This window comes from Anaerolineaceae bacterium oral taxon 439 (assembly GCA_001717545.1).
Classification (GTDB): Bacteria; Chloroflexota; Anaerolineae; order Anaerolineales; family Anaerolineaceae; genus Flexilinea.
Window position 1 is genome coordinate 1,959,644 of the sequence record CP017039.1, and the last position, 24,795, is coordinate 1,984,438.

General features: G+C 53.6%; 19 protein-coding genes. 3 read left to right on the top strand and 16 right to left on the bottom strand.

Annotated elements, in window-relative coordinates; all coding sequences use genetic code 11:
• Positions 1 to 64: 64 nt before the first annotated feature.
• The 5 genes from BEQ56_08780 to BEQ56_08800 all read right to left on the bottom strand — a co-directional run bounded on the left by BEQ56_08780 (position 65) and on the right by BEQ56_08800 (position 6,109).
• On the bottom strand, positions 65 to 2,095 hold the full coding sequence (locus BEQ56_08780; protein ID AOH43561.1) for a hypothetical protein: 2,031 nt from the start codon (positions 2,093 to 2,095) through the stop codon (positions 65 to 67).
• A 208-nt stretch (positions 2,096 to 2,303) separates the two neighbouring features.
• On the bottom strand, positions 2,304 to 3,083 hold the full coding sequence (locus BEQ56_08785; GenBank protein AOH43562.1) for a hypothetical protein: 780 nt from the start codon (positions 3,081 to 3,083) through the stop codon (positions 2,304 to 2,306).
• Positions 3,084 to 3,173: 90 nt separating this feature from the next.
• Complete coding sequence (locus tag BEQ56_08790; GenBank protein ID AOH43563.1) at positions 3,174 to 4,286, bottom strand: hypothetical protein; 1,113 nt, start codon at positions 4,284 to 4,286, stop codon at positions 3,174 to 3,176.
• A gap of 197 nt (positions 4,287 to 4,483) precedes the next feature.
• Positions 4,484 to 5,110 (bottom strand): hypothetical protein, encoded by a 627-nt coding sequence (locus tag BEQ56_08795; GenBank protein ID AOH43564.1) that lies wholly within the window; start codon positions 5,108 to 5,110, stop codon positions 4,484 to 4,486.
• Complete coding sequence (locus BEQ56_08800) at positions 5,111 to 6,109, bottom strand: hypothetical protein (protein AOH43565.1); 999 nt, start codon at positions 6,107 to 6,109, stop codon at positions 5,111 to 5,113.
• Positions 6,110 to 6,641: 532 nt separating this feature from the next.
• Here BEQ56_08800 and BEQ56_08805 point away from each other — a divergent pair.
• The 3 genes from BEQ56_08805 to BEQ56_08815 all read left to right on the top strand — a co-directional run bounded on the left by BEQ56_08805 (position 6,642) and on the right by BEQ56_08815 (position 11,493).
• On the top strand, positions 6,642 to 8,165 hold the full coding sequence (locus BEQ56_08805) for an Lsa family ABC-F type ribosomal protection protein (protein AOH44478.1): 1,524 nt from the start codon (positions 6,642 to 6,644) through the stop codon (positions 8,163 to 8,165).
• Between the two features lie 119 nt (positions 8,166 to 8,284).
• Positions 8,285 to 10,348 (top strand): sodium-translocating pyrophosphatase, encoded by a 2,064-nt coding sequence (locus tag BEQ56_08810; protein ID AOH43566.1) that lies wholly within the window; start codon positions 8,285 to 8,287, stop codon positions 10,346 to 10,348.
• Between the two features lie 77 nt (positions 10,349 to 10,425).
• On the top strand, positions 10,426 to 11,493 hold the full coding sequence (locus tag BEQ56_08815; GenBank protein ID AOH43567.1) for a hypothetical protein: 1,068 nt from the start codon (positions 10,426 to 10,428) through the stop codon (positions 11,491 to 11,493).
• On the opposite strand, the gene BEQ56_08820 is transcribed toward BEQ56_08815, so the two are convergent.
• From BEQ56_08820 to BEQ56_08870, 11 genes are all read right to left on the bottom strand, one after another.
• A complete protein-coding gene (locus tag BEQ56_08820) occupies positions 11,441 to 12,478 on the bottom strand; it encodes a hypothetical protein (protein ID AOH43568.1) in 1,038 nt (345 codons plus the stop codon). The genes BEQ56_08815 and BEQ56_08820 overlap by 53 nt on opposite strands.
• A gap of 4 nt (positions 12,479 to 12,482) precedes the next feature.
• Entirely contained in the window at positions 12,483 to 14,003 is a 1,521-nt protein-coding gene (locus tag BEQ56_08825; GenBank protein ID AOH44479.1) for a hypothetical protein, read from the bottom strand.
• Between the two features lie 133 nt (positions 14,004 to 14,136).
• A complete protein-coding gene (locus BEQ56_08830; GenBank protein ID AOH43569.1) occupies positions 14,137 to 15,078 on the bottom strand; it encodes a hypothetical protein in 942 nt (313 codons plus the stop codon).
• 61 nt (positions 15,079 to 15,139) lie between these two features.
• On the bottom strand, positions 15,140 to 15,904 hold the full coding sequence (locus tag BEQ56_08835) for a 2-deoxy-D-gluconate 3-dehydrogenase (GenBank protein ID AOH43570.1): 765 nt from the start codon (positions 15,902 to 15,904) through the stop codon (positions 15,140 to 15,142).
• Between the two features lie 357 nt (positions 15,905 to 16,261).
• Positions 16,262 to 16,450 carry a hypothetical protein gene (locus tag BEQ56_08840; protein ID AOH43571.1) on the bottom strand — a complete coding sequence of 63 codons (189 nt, stop codon included), beginning with the start codon at positions 16,448 to 16,450 and terminating at the stop codon, positions 16,262 to 16,264.
• Positions 16,451 to 16,453: 3 nt separating this feature from the next.
• Positions 16,454 to 18,214 (bottom strand): ABC transporter permease, encoded by a 1,761-nt coding sequence (locus BEQ56_08845; protein AOH44480.1) that lies wholly within the window; start codon positions 18,212 to 18,214, stop codon positions 16,454 to 16,456.
• Positions 18,214 to 21,483: an ABC transporter ATP-binding protein gene (locus BEQ56_08850; GenBank protein AOH43572.1), complete on the bottom strand. Its 3,270-nt coding sequence runs from the start codon at positions 21,481 to 21,483 to the stop codon at positions 18,214 to 18,216. The genes BEQ56_08845 and BEQ56_08850 overlap by 1 nt, the downstream gene beginning before the upstream one ends.
• Entirely contained in the window at positions 21,480 to 22,226 is a 747-nt protein-coding gene (locus BEQ56_08855; protein AOH43573.1) for a cobalt ABC transporter permease, read from the bottom strand. Before BEQ56_08855 ends, BEQ56_08850 begins: the two co-directional genes overlap by 4 nt.
• The gene (locus BEQ56_08860) at positions 22,227 to 22,835 is read right to left on the bottom strand and encodes a hypothetical protein (protein ID AOH43574.1); all 609 of its coding nucleotides are present in this window, start codon (positions 22,833 to 22,835) and stop codon (positions 22,227 to 22,229) included.
• Between the two features lie 195 nt (positions 22,836 to 23,030).
• Positions 23,031 to 23,768: a hypothetical protein gene (locus BEQ56_08865; protein ID AOH43575.1), complete on the bottom strand. Its 738-nt coding sequence runs from the start codon at positions 23,766 to 23,768 to the stop codon at positions 23,031 to 23,033.
• A gap of 152 nt (positions 23,769 to 23,920) precedes the next feature.
• Positions 23,921 to 24,760 (bottom strand): histidine biosynthesis protein, encoded by an 840-nt coding sequence (locus BEQ56_08870; protein ID AOH43576.1) that lies wholly within the window; start codon positions 24,758 to 24,760, stop codon positions 23,921 to 23,923.
• Between the last annotated feature and the right edge of the window lie 35 nt (positions 24,761 to 24,795).

A 24,795-nucleotide genomic window follows, 5' to 3' on the forward strand; every position in this document is an offset into this window, starting at 1 on the left:
CGATTCCCAAGCCAATCGCCAGATAAACAAACCATTTGCGCATATCGGCTGCCGCCAGAAATGATCAGATGATATGAATCTTGTTTTGATTCTGCGGGAATGAACGGTATATACCGTTGATATCCCGCCCGAAATCCCCTTCCGGAGTCTCGACGACCAGATAATAAAACTGTTTGTCGACGGTTTTTGTCTTCAGAAAAGCCAACGCGTCAGGCTGACTCGCGCCCTTGTAGTATTCATAGGTATATTTCCCATCAGGGCTTTTTTGAGCAGATTCGAATCGAACCTGATTTGGGTCGCCGAAGACGACCGGCTCGGCTTTGACCGAAGCGTCTGGAGCGCTGCTGTTCTTCCGTTTTCCACCGTTCTCCTTGAAAGCAGATTCCGCCTGATTGAATTCATCGAGCGTTAAATCCGTCCCGGAAATCATCGCTTCAAATTTCCCGGTCGTCTTGTTGTCAGATTTCACCTCGTACAACCCGAACGTCATTAACCGGTCGCAGATCAGCTTCCCGCTGTCCTCCGCTTTATGAAAAAATGGCAGCGAAAGGAACGCTTTTTCACCCGCCGAGTAGGACGGCATGGTGAACAGCGTAAACTGCGGTTTCACCGCGGACTGCATCCGCTCGATCATCCAGTACGACGTCGCCTGTCCCATGTTGTCCTGGCGAGTCCCCATATTGTCGCGTTCGTAATATTTCGAATCGGACGAGCCGTTCGTAACGGCGCTGATGTCCGCGAACATGTGAATACAGTCTTCGCAGACGGCGCTGCCCGGCGATTTATCCTGATCGCGCATGCGATCGATATCCGCGTCCGTCATCCTGTGCCCCGTGATAGCGGCGAACGGACCGGATTTCATGTACTCCCGGTATTCCGGAGAGGCGTAGAAAACGTCGTTCGGAACGGCGTAAGCCTTTTTCCCATCCAGTCCCTTGTTGCAGACGTCGCAGACGCCGCCTTTTTTATAGCCCAGATACGATTCGTCGTAGGAGGCGAACGACGCGAGCGGCTTCTTCGTCGCGGATGCGTTTCCCGTTGCTTGTGCGTTTTCGTTTCCTGTGAGGTTCTTGAACTTTTCGGTTATGACGGCCATTTTATCGATCGCAGTTTTCAGGTTCATCGCGACCGTCAGGCATCTGTTTACCACTGCGTTTTGGTTAATGTTCCCCGCATTGAGCTGCGTTTTTTGGACGTTCTGGACGAGCGTCTGATTGACCTGATGGGCGGTGACGGCGAGCGCTGTCAGCTCGACGAGCCCGAACGCCGGGCTCAGGCTGTTCACCTGACGCTCGCAGGACGCATAAACTTCGTCAAGAGAGCGGTTCTGATTCGCTTTCACGCCAATATCGATCGCGAATTTCAGCGCGTCTTTCTCTTCGTGGGTAAAACGATGCAGCGTTACGGCGTACTGTCCGCAGATTTTGCAGCGGACGAAATCCGGGTCGTCGGTCGGCTCGTTTTTATGCGGACGGAAAGTTTCAGTTCCGCAGATTGTGCATTTATTAATGCAGCGATCCGGAACCGCCCGAAAATTGTGCTTCGGCCGAGTCGCGGCGCAGACGGAGCAGGTTTCGAGACATTTTGCCCGGTCGTATGTCCAGCGATGCCCCTCCCTCGCGCATTTTTCGACCAGCCCCACGCCGGTTTCCTTGCAGAGGAAGATCAGCACGGCGATTTGGCCGAAGAACGGGAAGAGGTTCCAAAGCAGGATTTTCCAATCGTAGCCGGCGTCGTTCAGCCGCCGAACCGCCATCGAGAGCATCGGGATCACGTTGATGACGCCGTATATGGCCTCTAAATAGCCGATATAGGTCGGTACCTCTGACATCTGTGGGATATCTATAAATCCGCCGATCACCAGGCTGCCCGCAAACATCCATATAATATAGATCAGGAACCAGGCTAATACCGCGAGCCAGTAATCACGGCGGTTTGTCTTTCCACCGAAATCGAAATAACCTTTCCAATATTGACCGTAAGCTTTAATCATGTTTTCCTCCTTGCATTTCCCATCTAAGGCAGGTTTAACGTCGCCCGACTTCGCGATCAGATACGAAATCCCCCCGCCGATCAGCGCGAAAAACAGCGCCAACGCATTAAGAAGCTCCTATTCCCAAATCGGCTGCGTTTCCGAGGCGTACGCCGATAAATTCAAATCCGACCCACGGAATAATCGTCAGGACGACGTAAACGGCCGGTTTTTACCCCGTTCCGCGGCGTTTTTACTGTTCTTTTGGCAGAGCAGAATAATTCCGATAATCTCTAACATGATTTTTCCTCCTTCTGTTTTTCGATCCAAATCAGCGGCGCATTGTCAACATAGGAATTATGATGCTCGCTCCCCAGATCAGACAGGATAGAACGAACAGGATAGTGTTGCCGATCAGCAACTTCCTGACGTCTTTTTCTTCGTGCGCATAAATTCCGCCATTTACCTTTTTGAGCGTCTTCGCGCCGACGATCCAGAACAGCAGCCCGATCGGAATCGCGATAAACGGACCGGGCAGCGTCGAAGGATCGGCAAACATCATGACGCTCGCGATCACGAATACCACGCCGGTGGCGATATTCAGGATCGAGAATCCTTTTTGTCCCCGCGGATTCGTTTTGTCCTTTTGCGCGGCGGATTTGCTTGCGCCGTTCGCCGGTTTCGCGGGTCCGGACGGTTTTTCTCCCGTCAGGGCTGATCCCTGCCGCGGGTATTCTTTTTCGACAATATCGCGGAATTTATCGAGATAATCCTGCTGCTTTTTGCATTCGTTCGGATAACCGCTGGCGGTAAAATTTGCGCCGTTTTTCGGACAGATCCTTTTAGAAAAAACGCAGCCGTTTCCGTCCGCACGAACCGAATAGGTATCGTCCGCCCAATGACCGACGATAGTGACATTTCCGGCCTCGCGATAGTTCGCCAGCCCGCTGACGCCGCCGTATTGCCCGCCGTAGCGGACCGATCCGTTCTCGCGCCAATCCGCTTCTTCGATCGGTACGCCATACCAATCGACCCAGCGTGTTTTGTCCTTGAAAACGCTCCATGCCTGTTCCGGGGATGCGTTGATTTTTACCGATACGTTTACGTCCATGGTTTTTCTCCTTCATGATAAATTTTCGATTACGGTAAAGCCGGCAGGTTTCCGGTCTTCCGGCTTTACCCGGTTCCGAGATGATGACGGTTATTCGCGTTTTCCGAGAATCGTCAGCACGCCGTCTTCCAGCGAATAACAGATTTCATCGTCTCCCGATTGGAGCGAGACGTTCGAAATGCTGAACTGCTTCAGGCTGCCGTCGCTGTTGAATTCCAACTCGCTCTTATCGAAAAACAGGAGCACCATCGGTTTCTTCTCGTTCAGCGCGGAGAACGCCTGAATTTCTTTACCGTCCGCGAAGAGTTTTTCATATCTGATTTTTTCGTTCGTGTCGAGATCGATAAAATCGAATACGTTGTTCTTCTGGTCGATATTCCGAACCCCCATGACGTTCGCGCAGCCGTCGCTTTCAGCGCCGCTCTCCGACTCGTCCGCGGTCTCAACACGTTCGCAGTCGATCGTATAAGCGAATTTTCGTCCGCTCGCGAACGTCGTCGTCACGTCCAGCGTTAAGATTCCGTCGGTATATCGGTACGCTCCTTCGCAGCCGGTTAAATTCAGCGCGTTCTTTTCCGGGAGATCGACCTTGAAGGTCTTATCGCCAGCTTCGAGCGTCGCGTCATACGTTTCCGAATAATCGTTCTGCGTCAAGCGATAGGAACCGGTTCCATCTTCGTTGATCGTAAATTCCAGAGCAATATTCATTTCCGGAACAAGCCCTTTCCAGTCGCCCGCGAATTCCGCGAACGGATTTTCCGGCGCTTCGTCATTGTCTGCAGGGAATTTCCCGTATAAATTATATGGAAGCACGATTTCGGTTTTCGGATTGGTAATCGTAAGTCTGACCGCCTGCAGGTCGTTCTTGCAGATCAGCAATGAATAAACGATTGGAAACTCCGATTGCGGATCGAATCCGGGTGAAAACCGGGTCCCTTGGATCGTCTTTCCGTCGCAAACGGCTTCGAGGGAAAGGGTTGCCGGATCGAAATTGCTGAGATCGATCTTCTCATCTTCATCGCCGAAGATGATAACCCGAGCCATTTTCATGTCATCTGCGGCGGCTGGATCAATGGTTATCTCAAAATATCCCCAGTAGCCCCAATTGAATTCAGTAATGGCTGTTCCCTCGGCGGAAACGTTTGAAACGAATATCGACGCTGCAAGGAAGCAGCATAACCATACTGCGAGTCGTTTTTTCATGGCATCATTCCTTCGATTTTCCAAAAAAGGCGGCGAGGATTCCTTCCAGGATCACGCCGGCTAACGCCCCGAATATGATATTTCCTGTTTTCTGCCAGACAAGCCATCCGATAAAAACCGGCACAATTGCGAGCACACCCATGTTATCCTCCTGTATTTCTGCCTGATTTATTGCAAATCTCGTCTTCCGCCGGAATCTATTCCGTTTCGGCCTCTTCTTTGTCTTCCTTCGATTTTTCCAACGCCCCGGTGACGTCGACATTCTCTATCGGTTCCAGCAGATTCATTCTGACCGAAATTCTTTCGCCTTTTTTCTCCGTCGGGATCAGCAATTTTGCATTTTCCAACGCTTCGACGCCCCGATCTTCCAGGTCGTAAACGTATCCGAATATGGCAACGGTGTCTATGGCAAGGGCGTCTTCAATCGAGAAAGAATCACCTTTAGGATCAATATGCGTAATCGCCAGATAGGGTTTATATTCAACAACCTGATTCTGATCCTGAACAGAAAATATAAAATCTCCTTTTTTCTTGTTGATGAGATCTTTGGAAATTTCCCCGTCAAGACTTTCCATCAGGACCATAACGACAAGATGATCCGGCTTCATGAAAGCCTCCGGCAAAACGGGATGGATGATCAGGTGCGTCACCTCTATCGTATACTGATCGCGCTGCCACGGGAAAATCGTTCCCCCTTCATCAGCAAAGACCGAACCGGCAGCGAGCATAACAACCAAAAACGAAAAGACAATGATTAAACTTTTTTTCATGCTGATCCTTCTTCCTTTTTTTATTTCGAATTTTCCGATTTCATCGTATTCCAACTAAAAAGTCTTGTATGGAATGTCGTCCGAATCCACCGGATCGCCTGGAACCGGCGTCGTTGTATTAATGTTCAGCGTGTAGATATATCCGGCATCCAGCAGGATTTTGTCAGAACCGTCATCATACGTCATAACTTCGTAATTTCCGATTTCTCCGAACGCGTCTTTTACTCCGAACCACTTTTCGCCGGCTCCGAGCTTGATCTGATACTTCGATCCCCCGGCGAGATAAGCGGTTACGGTATCGCCTTTCCCGAGGAAAAGCGACGAAACGTTATCCTCCCCGCGGAAGATCTTGACCATGACGCCAAGCGAATCGCTTTTTCCGATTTTGATATGAAGGACGGCGTTGGTCCCGTAGAAGTTCGGATCGCGGTAAATTTCTCCGTTCGCGGGCCAGGACTGTTCGCAGCTGTCCATTCTCGTCCGCGCGTCGTCCGTGTCAGCATTTTTGAAAGCCTGATACGCCTCCCAGTAGGATCCAGCCATTTCATAAGCGCAGCCGATCAGGTACCGATGATCGTTGGAAGCGATTTCCTGGACCATGTTCCGCTCCAGTTCTGCGAAGCCCGGCGTATTCGGGAATTCTTTACCTTCCGAAGTTTCGTTAACCGCGGCCCGGTAATAAAGCAGATATGCCATCAGCCGCTCCAGCGTATCGGCGTCAAGCAAATCTGTTTTCTTTGCCCCAAACGTCGCCTCCAGCGTTTGAAGCGCGCCCATTGACTGGTTGTAAAATCCGCCGGTCAGCGGTAAATTAAAACCAAACTCGTTGAACATTGTTTGAACCGTGCGGACGGTTTCGCTCTGGGTTCCGTTCGCGATCGGGTCGCCGCCGCGAAGCTCTTCGAGCGCCTTCGCGTAAGCTGGATCGAGCTGTGACAGGACGTAATCCAGCCCTTCGCTGCCGGAGGAACCGGAATCGTCAGCCGCGGCGTTCAGGGAGGGAAAGATCACAGCGGCAATCAGAACGATAAGACTGAGAAAAAAATTTTTCATCGTGCCTCTCTTTCTTCGACTTTACTTTGTGGACATATTTTGGACCGACCGGAGTTGTTCGGCGGCGGTTCGCTTTTCAGGGTCATCCACCCCGCATAAGATTTTTTAACTTTAGCATAGCCATTTCTGAAAACTCCGAGCTAATAGCTCAGAATTTTCAGATCGAACGCGCCGTTAAAACAATTTACGCATGTTCCCACAGCCGCTTGAATCAAAATCAGCGCAATATTTCCGCATGATCAGCGGGACATCCCGCGGAAAATAAAACACTGCCAGCCGGGCCGCATATGGTAAAATGTGAAATCATAAATCAATGAGGTGAAACGGATGAATGGCTTTTCTTGTAAATAACGAGGTCTTTCGGCAGGTCTGACATTTTTTCAGAGTCCCGCCGCGCCTCTGCAAGAAAGCGAACCCCTCCGCTCCTGAATGTTTTCCGCCATAAATGGTGTTTAAACCCGTCCTTGTTAAAGAGCCGAAAGATGTTTGTTTTCTTGCGGCTCTTTTCTTTTTTGATATGGAACGTAATATTATGGCAATGATTAAAGTTGAAAATCTGACTTTCGCGTACCCTGGAATATACCGAAATATTTTTGAGAATTGCAGCTTCCGGATCGATACGGATTGGAAACTCGGCCTTGTCGGCAGGAACGGTCGGGGCAAAACAACATTACTGAATTTACTTCTCGATAAATACAAATACAACGGGCAAATCATCAGCTCGGTAAAATTCGATTATTTTCCCTGCCCGGTTCCGGATAAAAAACGCCCCGTCCTCGAAATTATGGCCAATATCAGCCCGACAGCGCGGGAATGGGAGCTTCTGCGTGAGCTCGCTTATCTGGAGGTCGACGCGGATATTCTTAACCGGCGCTTCGATACGCTTTCAAACGGCGAGCAGACAAAAGTCCTTTTGGCGGCATTCTTCTTAAATGAAGGCCGGTTTCAATTGATCGACGAACCGACGGATCATCTCGATCTTAACGCGCGCAAAACTGTCGCCGCATATTTGAAACGGAAGAAAGGATTTATCCTCGTCTCGCATGACCGCGCCTTCCTGGACGACTGCGTGGATCATATCCTGTCGTTGAATAAAACGTCGATCGACGTTCAAAACGGGAATTTTTCGACCTGGATGAAGGCTTTTGAAGACCGGCAGGCTTACGAAACGGCGCAAAACGAACAGCTCCGTAAAGAAATCCGTCGGTTACACGAAGCGGCGCGGCGAACCGCGGCCTGGTCGGATCGCGTCGAATCGATGAAAACCGGGAACGGCCCGGTCGATCGCGGCTACATCGGTCATAAAGCCGCCAAAATGATGAAGCGGTCAACCGCGATCAGCGCGCGGCAGGAGAAAGCGATCGAAGAAAAATCAGCGCTGTTGAAAAACGTCGAAAGGGCGGATGACCTGAAAATCACCCCGCTTCCGCACCATGCGCAAACGCTGGCGCAATTTTCAAACATAACGATTTATTCTGATGAGAAACCTGTCTGCGGGCCGGTTTCGTTCGAGATCGACCAGGGCGCACGTCTGGCGCTGGCCGGAAAGAACGGCAGCGGGAAAAGCAGTTTGTTAAAATTGCTGTTGGGGCAGGATATCTCTTACAGCGGAACGCTCCGTCTCGCCTCGGGACTGATCATTTCTTACGTTCCCCAGGATCCGACCGGCTTATCCGGATCGCTGAACGAATTCACGACCCATCACGCTCTCGACAAAATCCTGTTCAATTCGCTGCTGAGCAAGCTGGATTTCGGCCGGGCTCAATATGAAACCGATATCGCGACGTATTCGCTCGGACAGAAAAAGAAAGTCCTGATCGCGAAAAGCCTCTGCGAACGGGCGCACCTGTACGTCTGGGACGAACCCCTCAATTATGTCGATATTTATTCGCGGATGCAGATCGAGCAGCTGATCCTGCGCTTCGGACCGACAATGATCTTCGTTGAACATGACCGGGCGTTTCAGAAAGCGGCTGCGACGCGGACAGTCGAGATTCAGTCATCGGTAAAAAAACCAGAAAAAAGCGAGAAGGAAAGCCCGCGGATTATGTTATAATATGTACTGGTAGCGGATAGCTTGAGAAAACCGGGACGTTATTCAAGCTGAGCCGGTTCTCGAGCAAAATTTTACACAGAGCAAACGCTCAAAATTCATCATAACTGCAGGAGTATCAAATGAGTAATACGGTTGCATGGTTAGTTTTTAGTTTGATCTGCGGTATTGGATCGTTAGGTCTCGGTTCATACCTGTTCTATTGGGTCAGCAAACAGGACGACGGGACGGATCGGTCCCGCGAAGTCGCCCGCTGGATCCATGAAGGCGCTCAGGCGTACCTGAAAAAGCTGTACACCGCGCTGATTATCGTTGCGGCGATCATGGCGGTCTTCCTCTTCGTCGTTTACAGCATCGAGCACGGCCGCGGGCTTGAAACCGCGATCTGCTACCTGATCGGCGCGATCTGCTCTGCTGCCGCCGGCTACATGGGCATGGAAATCGCCGTCCGCGCGAACGTCCGCAGCGCCGTCGCCGCTCAAACAGACCTGAATAAATCGTTCAACGTCGCGTTCCGCGGCGGCGCAGTGATGGGTTTCGCGGTCGTCGGGATCGCGACAATCGGCATGAGCATTATTTACCTGATTACCAAAGACGCGCAGCTCGTTCTCGCGTATTCACTCGGCGCGTCTTCGTTCGCGCTGCTCGCAAAAGCTGGCGGTGGTATCTATACGAAAACAGCTGATATTGCCGCCGATCTTGTCGGAAAAGTCGAAGTCGGGATTCCGGAAGACGATCCGCGCAACCCCGCCGTCGTTGCGGATAACGTCGGCGATAACGTCGGCGATGTCGCCGGCATGGGCGGCGATATTTTCGACAGCTACGTCGCCGCTTCCGTCGCCGCGATGCTTCTCGGCGCCGCGATGAGGGACGAATTTTACACGACGCTGCCGCTGCTCCTCTGCGGACTGGGGATTCTCGCTTCCATTATCGGTTCTTACTTCGTCAAAGTTGAAGAAAATGGGAAACCGAGCAAAGCGCTCAATCTGGGTACCATTTTAACCTGCGCCATTTTCGCGGTCCTGATGGCGATTGCGATCCTGCTGACGCCGGGAATCGCGAACGGCTTTATCTGGGCGATCGTTGTCGGGACTGCCGTCGGCGTTATTATCGGACAGACGACCGAATTCTTTACTTCGGACGAATACGCGCCGGTCAAATTGACCGCTGAATACTCGAAATCGGGGCCCGCGATTACGATTATCGCCGGGATCTCCTACGGTCTCGTTTCGATCGTTCCGTCGATCGTCGGAATCGTCGTCGCGATGATCGTTGCCTTCTTCGCCGCCGGCGGCAATATCAACTTTGACGCCGGAATTTACGGCGTTGGGATCGCTTCGGTCGGGATGCTTGCCGTTTCCGGCATGATCGTTTCCGCCGACGCTTATGGCCCGATTGTGGATAACGCCCGCGGTATCGCGGAAATGTCCTCGATGGATCAGGAAGTTATCGACCGCTGCGACATCCTGGACTCCGCCGGGAACACGGCGAAAGCCATCACCAAAGGTTTCTCGATCGCCGCGGCCGCGCTGACCGTTCTGGCGCTCTTCGCAGCGTTCATCAGCGAAATTAACCAGGCGATGGGCGGCGGCTTCGACCGCAGCGTCTTATCCATCGTCGATCCGCTTATCCTCGCCGGGCTCTTTATCGGCGGTATCTGCCCGCCGTTGTTCTCGGCGCTGCTGATGCTCTCCGTTACCGGCGGCGCGTTTAAAATGATCGAAGAAATCCGCGCGCAATTCCGTGCCGAGCCGGGCATCCTCGAAGGGAAGGTCAAACCGAATTACAATCGCTGTATCAGTCTGGCCGCCCAAGGCGCGCTGACGTCGCTGATCTGGCCCGCGATTATCGCGATCGTGCTCCCGTTGATCGTCGGGTTCGTTCTCGGCCCGACCGGCCTGACCGGGTTCCTCGGCGGCGCGATTATCGTCGGCGTTATCTTCGCCCTCTTCATGTCGAATTCCGGCGGTCTCTGGGATAACGCGAAGAAATTCATCGAGACCGGCGAATGCGGCGGGAAGGGTTCCGAGGCCCATAAATCCGGCGTCATCGGCGACACCGTCGGCGATCCGTTCAAGGATACCGCCGGCCCGTCGATCAACACGCTGATCACGGTTATGTCGCTCGTCGCGTCGACGTTTGCCCCGATTATTGCGAACTTCAACCTGCCGAATCTTCTTAAATAGCCGGCGGCAAAACGCTTGGACCGGAGGCGAGGGCTCTTCCCTCGCCTCTCTTTTTACCGCCGGCGGTACAGCGCCGCATGAACTGCCTTTTTCCGGATCCGAGGCAGACGCCGATCAAAACGTCCCGTGGCAGGCCCGGATATCATCCCGTGAGAAAAGAGGGAAAAATGAAATTTTTATGCTTTGGAATGGCCGTATGCGACTATATCCTGTCGGGCGTTCCCGCGGATATCCTGTCGATCAACGGCGCGTCTATCAGCGGACTGAACGTCAGCGCCGGCGGAGACGCGCTGAACGTCGCGATCGGCGTAACCCGGCTGGGGAATCAGGCCGCGATCGTCGGACGCGTTGGCCGCGACGCATCGGCCGAATTCCTGCGCGAACGCTGCCGGACGGAAGGCGTCGACGGATCAGGGCTGGTCACCGACAAAGACTACCCAACCTCGACCTCCTTCGTTCTTTTAGACCGCTCGGGCGAACGCCATTTCCTCTTCGAGAATCGAATCTATGCGAATTATTCTGAAGAAATGGTCCTGGAAAAATGGCTGCGCGACGCGGATTGCGTTTACTTCGGAAGCGCGCTGACGTTTCCGTCGCTCGATCAGGGCGGAATCGCGAAACTCTTTGCCCGCGCGAAAAAGCTGGGGAAAACGACGGCCATGGACGCCGCGCTGCATGGACAGAAATACGACCCGCGTCGGCTTGACGCGTTTCGGCCTGCGCTCGAAGCTACCGATATTTTCTTTCCCAGCTTAGCGGAAATCGAAGTCTTTACGGATACGCAAAACCCATACAAAGCCGCCGAGATCTTTCGCGATACCGGCGTTAAAATACTGGGGATCAAGCTCGGGAATAAAGGCGCTTATGTAACCGATTTCTCGGAGGAACGGATCGTTCCGCCCCGGAAATCCGGGAACGTCGTCGACACGACCGGCGCGGGCGACGCTTTTTTCGCCGGATTCCTGAGCGCGCGGATGAACGGGTTTTCGCCGTTCGAAAGCGTCGAAATCGGCAACATCACCGCATCGCGCGCAATCGAGGCCATCGGCGCAACGGCAGGGATCCCATCCTTCGATCGCGCTGTCGCCGAAGCTACCGCTTTCTACCGAAAATCTTCGCCCGCCACTCCGGAAGCTGATCCTTGACCGAATCAAAGTAAACCGAGAACAGGATAATCGCCCCCTTCACGATCAGCTGGTAGAAATATTCGAACCGAAGCATGTTCAAGCCGTTATTAATCACGCCCATAATCAGCGTCCCGATAATCGTACAGCCGATCGTACCGATCCCGCCGCCGAAGCTGACCCCGCCGAGAACCGACGCCGCAATCGCCTCGCCTTCATATCCGATCCCGACGTTGGCCGGCTGGCCGGAACCCATCCGCGCCGCTAAAATAATCCCGCCGCAGCCAGCCAGCGCGCCGGCGATAACATAGACAATAATTCGAACCTTCCTGACGTTAATTCCGGAATGGATCGCGGCTTCCTGATTCCCGCCGACGGCGTAAATATAGCGACCGAACCGCGTCTTACTCAGGACGATCCCAAAGACCAGGAACGCTAAGAACAGGAACGCAACCGAATAAGGAATCTGAATCTTCAAGCCGTCATGAACGGAAATCGTCCATCGCCCGCTCCCGATTTCGTTAAACGCCTTACTCGTCGAAGCGACCGGATAACCGTCAGTAATAATATACGCCAGTCCGCGAACGATCATCTGCGTCGCCAGCGTCACGATAAACGGCGGCAGCTTCGTATACGCAAGACAGCTCCCATTAAATAATCCGATCAGCATGCAGGCGAGCAACGTCAGGAAAATCGCCAGATAAAGGTTCAGATTCAATACCGACAGCAGCGTCACGCTCAGACAGCCCGAAAACGCGACCGTTGACCCGATCGAAAGATCGACGTTGCCGATCAAGATAATATACGTCAACCCGATCGACAGCAGACCGTAAATACTGACCTGCTGTAATATATTGGTAATATTCCCCAGCGTCAGAAAATTCGGTGAATTACTCGACAGAATAATAAATAAAATCAGCAGAATCAGGATCGGGCCCAAATAATTCCGAACCGTTTTTACGATCGGATTCGTCCGACGGCGCGGGGCTGCCGTCCTTTCCGTCATTCTTTCATCCGTTGCCGCCATCCTCGTCTCTCCCAATTGCATAGTTCATGATTTTGATTTGCGTCAGCTCTTCCTGCTCCGCGTCGATCTCCTTCACGATTTCGCCGTCGCACATAATCATCACGCGATGCGACAGGTGAATAATCTCCGGTAAATCTGAGGAGATAAAGAGAATCGCCAAACCCTGCGCCGATAAACGGTTGATCAGGTCATAAATCTCTTTCTTCGCGCCGACGTCAATCCCGCGCGTCGGTTCGTCAAGTATCAGGATTTCCGGATCGATCGCCATCCATTTCGACAACACGACTTTCTGCTGGTTCCCGCCGGAAAGCTCTTTGCATTTCTGATCCGGACCGGAGGACTTAATACTCAGGATATTCCGGTACCGATCGACGATAGCGTTTTCCTGATTCGAATCGACGCGGATTCCGTGAATAAAGCTTTTCAGGACGCCGATCGTCAGGTTGAAGGAGATCGACTGGTTCAGAACCAGCCCCGCCCCCTTTCGGTCCTCCGGGACCAGCCCGATCCGGTAACGGATCGCGTCGGCAGGAGTGTTAATCACTGCCCTTTTCCCTTCGACCTTAATCGTCCCCTCCGTCCGCGGGTCGAGACCAAAAATCGCCCGCGCCAGCTCGGTCCTTCCCGCGCCGACCAGACCGGAGAAGCCTAATATCTCGCCCTTATATAAATCGAAACTGACGTTTTTCAGCTTCGCGTTCGAGAAGTTCCGAACCTCGAGCGCCTTTTCCTTCGTTCCGGTAAACGTCCGCGTCCCATACGCGTCCCGAATATCGCGCCCAACCATCATCGCGACCAGCTCGTCCGTCGTCGTTTCGTCCGTGCGTTTCGTTCCGACGTACGTCCCATCGCGCATGACCGTTACCCGATCCCCAATCCGGAACGTCTCTTCCATGCGGTGCGACACGTAGATCACCGTTCGGTTCTCCTGAATCAGATTCTCGATAATCTCGAAAAGCGACTCAACCTCGTGTCGGGTCAACGACGCGGTCGGCTCGTCCATGACGACAATATTCGCATTCTTCGAAATCGCGCTGGCGATCTCGACCATCTGCTGCTGCGCGATCGATAAGCGGCCAACCTTCGCCTCCGGATCGAGATTCAGCCGGGCCGCGTCGATCAGGTCCTGAGTATCCTGAATCATCCTGGGATAATCGACAAACGAAAACGGCGGTTTAACCGGGAACGCCCCGCGGAAAACATTTTCAGCCACCGTCATATTCTTACAGACGCTTAATTCCTGATGAATGATCGCGATCCCGTTATCGCGGGCCACGATCGGATTCGTAATCTGAACCGCTTTCCCGTTGATTCGGATTTCGCCGCCGTCCGACTGATAGATTCCGCCAAGAATATTCAGGAGCGTCGATTTCCCGGCGCCGTTCTCTCCCATGAGGACATGAACCTCGCCCGCAGCACAGCTGAAATTAAACCCGCGCAGCGCGTGAATCCCGCCGAACCTCTTATCGATATTTATCATTTCTAAAACATCGCCACCTGCCATATCGCTGCCTTTACGCTGAATCGGAACCAAAAACGATTCTTAGATCAGATAAATTTTCTTTTTAAGGAACAATAAAGAAAAGCCGGGGCTCCGCTCGCAAGCGGCGGCGAATACCCCGGCAAAAACGCATCCGTCAGTCGAAGACGTAGTCTTCAACGTTTTCAGCGTCGACCAATTCAACAGGGATCAGAATATCGCGTTCCTCCAGCTCTTCGCCGGCGAGCACCTTCAGCATCATTTCAACCGAAGCGCGGCCGATCTTTCCGAAAGACTGCGCCGACGTCGCCGTCTGCCAACCCTCCTTGATCAACGCGATACTGTCGACCGATCCGTCGATCCCGACGATCCCGATATCGCCAGCCTCTTTTCCGGCGCTCTTCGCCGCCGCGACGAACCCCTGTGCGCAGAGGTCATTCCCCCCCCACGCGCCGGCAATATCCGGGTCCGCCTGAAGGAAATTGTCCATCGCGAACATCGCCTGATCGATTGATGACGGCGAGTTCATCGTATTGACGACCTCGATATCGCGATATTTCCGAAGAACGTTATCGCGTCCGATGGACCGCTGCGAAACCGCGTAGGACATCCGGTTCTCGAAGATAATCATCTTGCCTTTATAGTCCATGTACTTCGCCAACGCTTCCATCGCGATCTCGCCCGCTTTGACGTTATCCGACATGACGCTGAACGTCGCGTTTTCGAACCCGATAACCGCGCTGTCGACGACCGCGATCGGGATCCCGGCCTCGTTCGCCTGATCGATCAGCGGCGCGGAAGCGACATAATCAACCGCCGCGATAAAAATCGCGTCATATTGATTCGTAATCAGGTCGGCGAACAAGTTCGCCTCCTTCTGCGCGTCGTTCGCGGCGTCGTACGTATCCAGCGTGTTTCCGGAATCCACGACCGCCTCCTCCATGACCTCCTTCAGGTGCATGAACATCGGATTCCCCAGAAACTTGACAACCAGCGCCATTTTCTTCCCCGTTACCGCCTCCTGAGCGCTGACCGAACGGACCGCGAACAGCCCGACCAACATCGCGGTGATCAATAAAATACGAACAACTTTCTTCATCTTTTATCTCCTTGTTCTGAATAAGACGATTCCCCCTTTTTGAACCGTCTGTCCTCCAACGTTAAGACTTCGCTAAATACCCCCCGTCAATCGGAATAACCGCCCCATTGATATACGACGATGCATCGGACGCCAGGAAGACGCAGAGCCCCTTCATGTCCTCCGGCGCGCCCCATCGTTTCGCCGGGATCCGCTTCGTAATCTCCTCGAAACGCGGATTCGCCGGATCCATCAGCGCCGCGTTCATCTCCGTCGCCATGTATCCCGGAGCGATCGCGTTGACGTTGATTCCCCGGCATGCCCAATCGTTGCACAGCGTCTTCGTCAGCTGGTTGATCCCGCCTTTCCCGGCCGCGTACGCCGGAATCGTCGAGCCGCCGAAAAAAGCGTTCATCGACGATAAATTGATGATCTTCCCATACCCGACCTTCAGCATCTCACGCCCCGCCAGCTGGCAAAGATGAAATGGGGCGGTCAGGTTCACTTCAAGCATCTGATCCCAGTCTTCGATCGGAAACGCTTCGCTGGGATGCCTGCGCTGCATTCCGGCGGAATTGACAAGAATATCGATCCGCCCGCCCAAAAGCGTTAACGCTTCAAAAAAACCGCGCTCGCGATCGATCCGATCCGACAGGTCCATCCGCACGCCCTGACAGCGGAAACCGCGCTCCCGGAACTCAGCCGCAACCTCTTCAACCGATTCCCCGCGCCCGGCGATGACAACCTCGGCGCCGGCTTCCATCAGCCCTTCCGCCATGCTTTTTCCTAAACCGCGCGTCCCACCGGTTACGAATGCTTTTCGATTGTTCAAAGAAAAAAACTGCATTGAAAACCCTTCTCAGCCCGAGAACCGATTCTTAAAGAAAGCTAACGTACCCCCTTTATATCATGAAAGAATCGAATTTCTCACAGGTTCAGCGTCATAAGCAAGTCACATCTTCGCCATGATTTTCGTCATAAACTTACAGAAGCCCAAAATAGTTTCATCTGTTTCAAGTTGTTTTCATCATGATTCAGAAATATTTCCAAACAGGAATTTATTCAGGCATCAACCGTTTCACAAAGCTGGAGCGCAGCCAAGGTCAAACCGGAGCGAATCGTCGATTCGAACGCGCCGGGTTAAATACAAAACATTTCCTTGATCGGTGCAGTCGAGGAAATGTTTCAGAACGCAGCGGATCGCTCACGACTCTTTTTTCATCAGCTTATAAAAAAACGTCCCAACGCAAAGCAGCGCCACGCCGCCCGCCGTCGTCAGAGCCCGAACTCCCGAGCCAGCGAAATCGTCCGTCAGGTAAAGCCCGAAAATAATCAGGAAAACGGACAAAATCAAACACAAAAGGCCAAACAGCTTATAAACCTGATCCCGCATCCGTCACCTCTCGTTCCAGCCCGGCAAATCCATACCCGCGAGCGCCATTCGGCTATAAATCCCGTCCAGCGCGAGCAGCTCCTCATGCGTCCCTGCCTCGCGCAGCTCGCCACGGTCCAGAACGAGAAGGCGATCCGCGTTCCGGACCGTATTCAGCCGGTGCGCGATGACGACTGTCGTCTTTTCACGGCAGAGCTCCGTCAGCGCCTGCTGAATAAACGCCTCGTTGTCCGCGTCGATACTCGCCGTCGCCTCGTCCAGAATAATAATCGGCGCGTCCTTGAGGATACAGCGCGCAATCGAGATGCGCTGCGCTTCGCCGCCGGAAAGACTCGCGCCGCCCGCGCCGATGACCGTCTCGAAGCCGTAGGGAAGCTCCATAATAAAATCGTAACAGCGCGCCTTCCTCGCCGCCTCAATAACCTCTGCCTGCGTCGCGCCCGGACGGCCCATTGCGATATTGTTGTAAACCGTATCCTCGAAAAGATAGACCTTCTGGAATACCATGCTGAGCATTCCCATCAGCGACGCCATGGGAATCGATTGGATATTCTTTCCGCGAACAAGAATCTCGCCCTCTGAGATATCCCAGAATCGCGCCAGCAGGTTCGCGATCGTCGTCTTTCCGCTTCCGGAGCTGCCGATGAGCGCGATGAGCTGCCCCTTGTCCGCGGTAAAAGAAATATCTTTCAAGACAGCCTCGTTCTCATACGCGAACGAAACGCCGCGGAATTCGATCTCATGCGCCATGTCTGACGCATCATGTCCTGAGCCGGGAGAGAATTCAGCCGCGCCGTCGTCGTCGATCTCCTTCTCGGCAAAAACCTCCTCGATCCGATCCAGACTGTTGGTCATGATCGTCATCAGCGTCGCCTGATTGTACAGGTGTTTCAGCGGGGCAAAAAAGCTAAATAAAAAGAGAAGAACGCCGATAAAACTCGCCGCCGGCAGCGTTCCGCGCTGCGTCAGGTAAATACTGAGCGCCAGAATCGCGGTCATCCCCATCGCGTACAGAATTTGAAGCGCGCGTTCGTACGGGACGTACGACGCTTCGAACGCCAGGTTCGCGTCCCGGATCCCTCGGAAGCTCGCCTCGATATCCTTCGCGCCGCGCCCGGTCATACCGTAGCTCCGGATAACGCCGAAGCCCTCCGTATATTCCAGCACGGCCGAAGTCAGGTCTTCGATCGCCGCCTGCCGCCCGGTCGATTTTTCGAACGCAACCTTCGTCAGGACTCGCCCGACAGCAACGGCGATCAGCACGGTCGCCAACGCCGCCAGGCCGACCCGGACGTCAATCGTAAAGAGGAAAGCGGTCAGGATCACCTGTGAAAAGATATCGCCGACGATACCCGCGATCGTCATCATGCCCTGCTCCTCGATAAAGACCATGTCCTGCGACAGAATGGTACTGATCCGTCCAATATTCCCGGCGCTGAAATACCCCATCGGAAGCCGGCGCAGGTGATTCCCGAATTCGATCCGTTTATCGCTGAAAACTTCGTATCCGGCCCCGGACTGAAGCCGATCCGTAAAATACTGAAGAAGCGACTGCGCCAGGAGGCAGCCTGACAGCGTTAACGCCGCGATCAGCGTCATCCGCAGCGTCACCGTCCCGCCGACCACCGCCGGCAGCAACGCGACAGCGACCATGATCGGCGCATTCATGAAGACCGACTTAAGGAACGCGATCGGGTAAGCCGCGCGGATCCGGCCCGCGTATTTTCCCGAAAAGCTGAGTATCCTGCGAACCATGGAAATCATCATCCTCTTACCTCCCGCTCCTTAAGAACCCAACCGGACGCGCTTTCGGACAGGGTCCATAAATTCGCATAAACCGGGTCTGACTTGAGCAGATCGTCATGCTTCCCCGCCGCGCGGATTCGTCCGTTTTCGAGAACGAGAATCTGATCCGCGTTCATGATCGATCGAAGCTTATGCGCAATGACGATAACCGTTTTCCCACGAATAATCTCGCGGATCGCTTCCGCGATTTTCCGTTCGTTTTCCGGATCGACGAACGCGGTCGCCTCGTCCAGAATAATAATCGGCGCGTCTTTAAGAATCGCCCGCGCGAACGCGATCCGCTGTTTCTGCCCGCCGGAGAGCTTATTCCCCGCCTCGCCGGCGACCGTTTCATAGCCATTCTCGAGCTCTGAGATGAACTCTTCGCATTGTGCCTTCCGCGCCGCTTCCATCACCTCGTCATCCGTCGCATCCGGCCGTCCGATCCGAATATTTTCGAGAATCGTTTTATTAAAGAGGAAAATATCCTGCGACAGGTAAGCGATCTGCGCGTTGAGCGCTTCGCTTTGGAGCGTGCGGATATCCTGCCCGCCGATCGATATCCCGCCCTCGCTGACGTCATAGTAATGCGCAAGCAGCTTCGCAGCCGTACTCTTCCCGCTTCCGGAAGCGCCGACCAGCGCGGTCAGCCGCCCTTCCGCAGCGACAAACGAAACGCACTTCAGAACTTCGGCGTCCTTATACGCGAACGTCACATTTTTAAACTCCACGTCATGCCGGTCCGATTCGAACGCGCCCGCGCCCGTTTTCAGCGCCGGATAATCCATCGCCTTTTCGAGCGCCTGGAGCTTCATGTTGACGTTCGGGATTGCGCCAATAAACGACATCATCCGGATCAGGAGCGGACTGATCCCGAAGCTCAGGCATAAAATCAGGATGTAATCCGCCGCGCTCAGCGCCCCCAGCAGAATCATGAGAAGTCCGAACGGGAGAGAATAAAGCGTTATCGTCGAAAAAAGGCTCCCGTACAGCGCCATCCACGGCCAACAGACCCGATACCAGCCTAACGCGAAATCCCGGTAACTCTTAACCCGGCTCTCATACTTTTCGCCGGATTCCCCCTGACGATTGAATACGCGGATGACCTCCATTCCATTGACAAATTCGATAATCGTGTTATTCAGCCGTTTCGTCGCGGCGAAATAACTCCCCATTTTCTCCACGCCAATCGCGAACATCTGGGCCGAAACGCTGATTCCCAAGCCCACGGCCAGGCAGGTCAGCAGCATCAGCTGCCAATCGATCGCCGTCATGACCAGCAGCACGACGGCGACAACGATCAGATTCGCGAACCCTTCCGGAATCATATGCGCCAGGATGAGTTCGATCGCCTCGATATCGTCGGTAAACAGCTTCTTAATCGCTCCGGTTCCGATATCAAGGATCTGGCCGAAGGGCTTCTCCTCCATCCGGTCTTTCAGGTAGAGCCGGATATTTTCAAGCGTCCGGAACGCGGCGCGATGAGAAAGCTGCAAGCCATAGGTATACGTCGACGCATACAGGATTTCACAGCCCAAAACCGCCAGGATCAACGGAACTGACGCGCGCAGCGTCAGCGGCGTCCCTGTCAGCAGCGCGGAAATCAACCGGTAAATCAGCAGGTATGGGATGACGCTCGCGATCGTCCCCAGCAGCATCAGCAGCCCGGCAAAAATCGTCGTCCGCTTATTCGTCCCCATATAGCTGACGATTTTTCCGATCGCCGTCGTCTTTTCGCGGCGCCGGCTCGAGCTGTCGCCATTCCGCGAAAGAAAATAAAAGCGGAGCCGCCTGACGCCCTCGTCGTTCAACGGATACAGCGATTGGACGCGTCCGTCAGCGAGATGCAGGACATGCGTACAGCAGGAAAGAATCAGCTCCGGATCATGCGTGATAATAATCGATAAATTGACCTGCTCCCGAAGCTCCCTGAGCAATCGGCCAAACCGTTCCATCCCCAGGCGATCCAGACCGCTCGTCGGTTCATCGTAGAAGAGAATATCCTTCCCGGCGCAAAGCGCGGTCGCAATCGCGACCCGCTGCTTCTGGCCGCCGGAAAGCGAAGCCGGATGACGCGATTTCAGTTCAGACAGCCCCAACCCGTTCAGGATTTCGTCGACCTTTCCATCCGTCGCGTCGGTATTCAGCGTTAATTCGGCCGCGACGCTCTCGGAAAACAGCTGCCTGTTGACGTCCTGCATGACCATAAAACTTTTCCTGGCCCGGTCCTTCCGCGACAGGAAGACGCCGTTATACGAAACGCTCCCGTCGCTCGGGATCACGCCGCAAAGCGTCTCCGCCAACGTGCTCTTCCCGCTGCCGTTGTCGCCGATAACGGCGACAATACTGTTCGTCGGCAGCGCAAGCCGATCGATATCCAGAATCCGGGCATTCCCACGGGCGCAGCTCAGATCGATGCCTTCCAGCGCCGGCTTATTCCCCGCCCAATCCTTTTCCGTCACCGTTTTAAACGCTTCGAGGCCGGACGAAAGCTGAATTCTTCGTAAATCAGTACAACGCAGCCCAAGTTCGCCCAGCTCCGCGTCGGTAAACGCGCGCATTTCCTCGATCGGAATGCTCCGGACGATCCGCCCGTTCCGGATATAAACGAAGCGGTCCGCAATATCCATCAGATAATAAAGCCGGTGTTCCGAGATGATCATCGTTTTCCCGGACGCCTTCATTTTCATCATCAGGTCATGAAGCCGGTGAATCGCTTTTTTATCCAGATTCGAAGACGGCTCATCCATGACGTAAATCTTCGGATCCGCGGTATAAACCGATCCGCAGGCAATCTGCTGTTTCTCGCCGCCGGAAAGCTCGAAAATATTCCGCCGCATCAACGGCTCCAGCTGCATTTCCCGGACGGCGGCCTGGATCCTTCGGCGAATCTCCCCGGGCTCCATCTCCAGGTTTTCACAACCGAACGCCATCTCGCTTTCGGTTTCTATATTAAAAAACTGGCTCTTCGGATTTTGGAAAATACTGCCGACAAACGCGGCAATCGACGACAGCGGCGTTTCATTCACGCAAATATCGTCGATCATCACGCGCCCGCTCATCGTCCCTTCGTAATAATGCGGCGCGAGGCCGTTCGCCAGGCGCGTTATCGTCGTCTTTCCGCAGCCGCTCTCGCCGCAAAGCACGACAACTTCGCCGTCGCCGATCTCCAGATCGATCGCGTCGACGCCCTCGCCGGTTCCGGTTTCCCCACCGTAATGAAAGCTGACGTTCTCAAATCGGATCATAAGAACGGTCCGTCCTTTCCGAAAATCATCGCGAAAATAACGATCCCAATCAGCAGCGCGATAACGATATAATCCGCCGCCGTCATGCGCACGGTTTCGTAAGATGTTCGTTTTTTCTCGCTGTCCAATCCGCGCGCCAACGCCGTCGCCGTCATTTCCTCGATGACCGCGACGCAGCTGAACAGCAGCGGGATCAGGATATATTCAACCGTCTTCATCGGCGCCCGGACAATCGCGCCCGGCTCCAGCGAAATATTCCGGAAAGCCATCGCCTTGCGGATCCCGTTCCACTCATCCTGAACCGTCGGAATAAACCGGAGCAGGACCGCGAAAGGGATAATCACGAACGCCGGCATATGCATCGCCTGCAGCGCGGACAGCAGATGATTAATCCGCGTCGTCCGAAGCAGCAGCGACAGCGACAGAAGAATCGGCATGCTGAACAGGATCAGCGCAACGACACCCGTGGCCAGCGAAACAAAAATGGGATGACCCTTTCCCGAAGAAGTAACGCAAATCCGAAAGAAAATCAGGAAGGTCCAAAGACAAAAAAACTTCAGACCATCCATTTTCTTCCCGCAAAGCGCTAAAATGGCGCATAAAAATGCGCCATAAAGATACTGAGGAGTCAACCGGAAGCTATTCAATACAACCGCGCTCCCCGCAAAAAAGATCAGGATTTTGACCCGCGGGTCGAGCTTCAATACAGCGCCGGAATCGTCGCCATAGATTTCAAAATCCATTTATACGATTCCAGCTTTTTCGAAATGCTTCCGGATTAATTTCGTAGACAGCAATCCGCCGATCAGCCCGCCGATGATCGCTAAACCAAGCGACACGAACCAGAAATACCCGGTCGGAGCGATTGAATTCAAAGCCGCGGCGTGCTCGGCTCCGGAAAACTGTTCCGCGATAGCTATGAAGCGCTCATGCTCAAACGCAAGCATCAGAAATGGACCCGCCATATTCAGATTGAAGAAAACGAAGGAAAGCACGTACATTTTCCGCGAACGATAATCTCCCAACTTGAGCATCAGCTCCGCCAACAGCGCGGCGCCAATCGCGAAACAGAACCCCGGAATATAAGACGAAGCGGCGATCAGCGCGAACAGCACGCCGATAATCAGCGCCGCGCCGAATTTCCGAACGCGCATTACGCACAGCATGTACACCGTCGCGCAGACAATTCCGACCAGCAGAGGCGAAAGCAGGTATAAAATCGGAATCGCCCCGCCAACCATGACAACGATCAACATGAGAACGAGGTAAATCGCGCCGAACGCCCCCGCGAAAATCAGGTCCTTCGTGCGCATCTTCTTAGGATCGACCGAACTTTGGGAATCCATACTCATCATAATCTCCTTATTTCAATATAAAAAACTTTACTTACAAACTTACTGCCGAGCGAGTTATACAAACCTAACCTAAGCGCAAATTCTAACACATATCCCTGAAACAGAGCAATAAAGTCGTTTTCCCAGGATGTTTCCCGAATCCTGCCTTTTGTCGCAGCCTTGCAAAGCCCGGATCGATTCAAAAAAACGGGGTCAGGAAGCTCTTTTCCTCGGAAGTCGAACGGAAAAACTATACTTATGACCAATATGGTAGCAGACGAAATAATAATGCGGCCGCTGGTCTTCGAGCTGCATGACGCCGCTGATCTTCAGGATCGGCGTATTCTCTTTCAGCCTGAGCTTTTTCTGAACGTCCTTATCGGCAAGCTCCGCCTCGATATGAACTTCCATGTCCTTCATCTTCAGGTTGTAATAATCTTCGTAAAGCTTATAGAGCGAAGTATCTTCATAAAGAAGCGTATGCAAATTAGGAACGAGCTTCTGCGAGACGTAGACGATTTCAAGCGCCATCGGATCGCCATCCGCCTTCCGGACACGGCAAACCCGATAAAGTTTCTCGCCCGGGACGAGATCGAGCATCTCGCCGATCTCCGCCTCATAATCGGAAAGAATTTCGATCGAAAGGATTTCCGAAGACGGGATCTTCCCGATTTTCTTCATCTGCTCCGTGAAGCTTTCCTGATTCGCCAACGAATAATCGGCGATCTTCGACGTTACGTAAGTTCCCGCGCCCGCCCGCCGGGAAATCAGCCCGTCGTTTTCGAGCTTCTGGAGCGCCTTGCGGATCGAATCGCGGCTGACGTTATACTGCTCCTTTAAAACGTTTTCCGGCTGGATCCTTCCGCCGGGCTTCAGCACATTCGACTTTATTTTTTCGTAAATATCGTTATATATTTTCATATAAATAAAGTCATTTTTATCGATCGCCATACCTCAGTCCTCACTCCAGAATTACAGAAGCGTCCCGGTAAAAAAAGAACGCGGGCTTCTCTCCTGCGTTCGTTCTCGCCCTCGCCAGATCGAAGCAAAGAACTCGGAAGCCCTCATTCATTATAACCTGTTCTGTCCGAAGTTCGCCGGAACTAATACTTCAGGAACGAGCGGACCGCCTCCTGCGCAGCCTTTTCAACCATCTTATCGATCGACGTTCCAATCACGAGAATATTCACCTTCGTATCCTTAAATGCTTTGAAGTTCGTGGTATTGATCCCGCCCTCGGCAAGCGTCGGGACCTGGACGGCATCGACCAACGCGTTCAGCCTTTCTTTAATCATCGGATGAATCTCGCCGGCCTGTACCCCCTCGTAGCTCATTCCGGTCATCAGACCAATCATATCAGTACCGATACTTTCCATCTCCCTGGCGGTTCGGTAAACGTCTTCCGGCGTGTCGGCCGGAAGTCCAAACGTATGCAGATCGGTCGTCATCCCGATATAAGCGTCGACCAGAAGCCCGTAGCGATGCGCCGTTTCAACGATCGATTCAAGGTCCCTGAGCGAGGATTTATGCGTATGCAGCCCGTCGGCGCCGGCAAGCGCCATCATCGTAAAATCCTCATCCCGCAGCGGCATCGGGACGATTTCGGTAAAACCGCCGGGAATCCCGACCGTAATATAGACGTCGTCCGGAACGACGGCTCGAACGCCGCGCGTAACCTCTGCCATCTGCGCGACCGTAATTTCGTAGCGGATCCGCTCGGCGGCATGCATCGTCGTCACGCCCTTATGCCCGCGCGCTAAAGCGACCGCCGGATGATTCGGCTCGACCATCTTTACGCCGACGTCGCAAACCGCCTTTGCCAGCCGGCTGTCGTCGCCGGTAATCCCCGTACTCAAGATCGTATGCCCGCCGCCGAGCTCCAGCGCGGCATGAACCTTCGCGATTCCTTTTTTCATTCTCAACTGCATATCGTTCGTTATCATGATCCTATTCCTCCGAAAATTTTCTCTGAGTTCCT

What these genes read in the sequence shown, in the direction of transcription:
- BEQ56_08870 (AOH43576.1), bottom strand. Translation starts at nt 24,760, where the DNA reads ATGATAACGAACGATATGCAGTTGAGAATGAAAAAAGGAATCGCGAAG.
- BEQ56_08820 (AOH43568.1), bottom strand. Translation starts at nt 12,478, where the DNA reads ATGACGGAAAGGACGGCAGCCCCGCGCCGTCGGACGAATCCGATCGTA.
- BEQ56_08830 (AOH43569.1), bottom strand. Translation starts at nt 15,078, where the DNA reads ATGAAGAAAGTTGTTCGTATTTTATTGATCACCGCGATGTTGGTCGGG.
- BEQ56_08785 (AOH43562.1), bottom strand. Translation starts at nt 3,083, where the DNA reads ATGGACGTAAACGTATCGGTAAAAATCAACGCATCCCCGGAACAGGCA.
- BEQ56_08810 (AOH43566.1), top strand. Translation starts at nt 8,285, where the DNA reads ATGAGTAATACGGTTGCATGGTTAGTTTTTAGTTTGATCTGCGGTATT.
- BEQ56_08815 (AOH43567.1), top strand. Translation starts at nt 10,426, where the DNA reads ATGAACTGCCTTTTTCCGGATCCGAGGCAGACGCCGATCAAAACGTCC.
- BEQ56_08835 (AOH43570.1), bottom strand. Translation starts at nt 15,904, where the DNA reads ATGCAGTTTTTTTCTTTGAACAATCGAAAAGCATTCGTAACCGGTGGG.
- BEQ56_08860 (AOH43574.1), bottom strand. Translation starts at nt 22,835, where the DNA reads ATGAGTATGGATTCCCAAAGTTCGGTCGATCCTAAGAAGATGCGCACG.
- BEQ56_08840 (AOH43571.1), bottom strand. Translation starts at nt 16,450, where the DNA reads ATGCGGGATCAGGTTTATAAGCTGTTTGGCCTTTTGTGTTTGATTTTG.
- BEQ56_08845 (AOH44480.1), bottom strand. Translation starts at nt 18,214, where the DNA reads ATGATTTCCATGGTTCGCAGGATACTCAGCTTTTCGGGAAAATACGCG.
- BEQ56_08825 (AOH44479.1), bottom strand. Translation starts at nt 14,003, where the DNA reads ATGGCAGGTGGCGATGTTTTAGAAATGATAAATATCGATAAGAGGTTC.
- BEQ56_08800 (AOH43565.1), bottom strand. Translation starts at nt 6,109, where the DNA reads ATGAAAAATTTTTTTCTCAGTCTTATCGTTCTGATTGCCGCTGTGATC.
- BEQ56_08805 (AOH44478.1), top strand. Translation starts at nt 6,642, where the DNA reads ATGGCAATGATTAAAGTTGAAAATCTGACTTTCGCGTACCCTGGAATA.
- BEQ56_08855 (AOH43573.1), bottom strand. Translation starts at nt 22,226, where the DNA reads ATGGATTTTGAAATCTATGGCGACGATTCCGGCGCTGTATTGAAGCTC.
- BEQ56_08865 (AOH43575.1), bottom strand. Translation starts at nt 23,768, where the DNA reads ATGGCGATCGATAAAAATGACTTTATTTATATGAAAATATATAACGAT.
- BEQ56_08850 (AOH43572.1), bottom strand. Translation starts at nt 21,483, where the DNA reads ATGATCCGATTTGAGAACGTCAGCTTTCATTACGGTGGGGAAACCGGA.
- BEQ56_08790 (AOH43563.1), bottom strand. Translation starts at nt 4,286, where the DNA reads ATGAAAAAACGACTCGCAGTATGGTTATGCTGCTTCCTTGCAGCGTCG.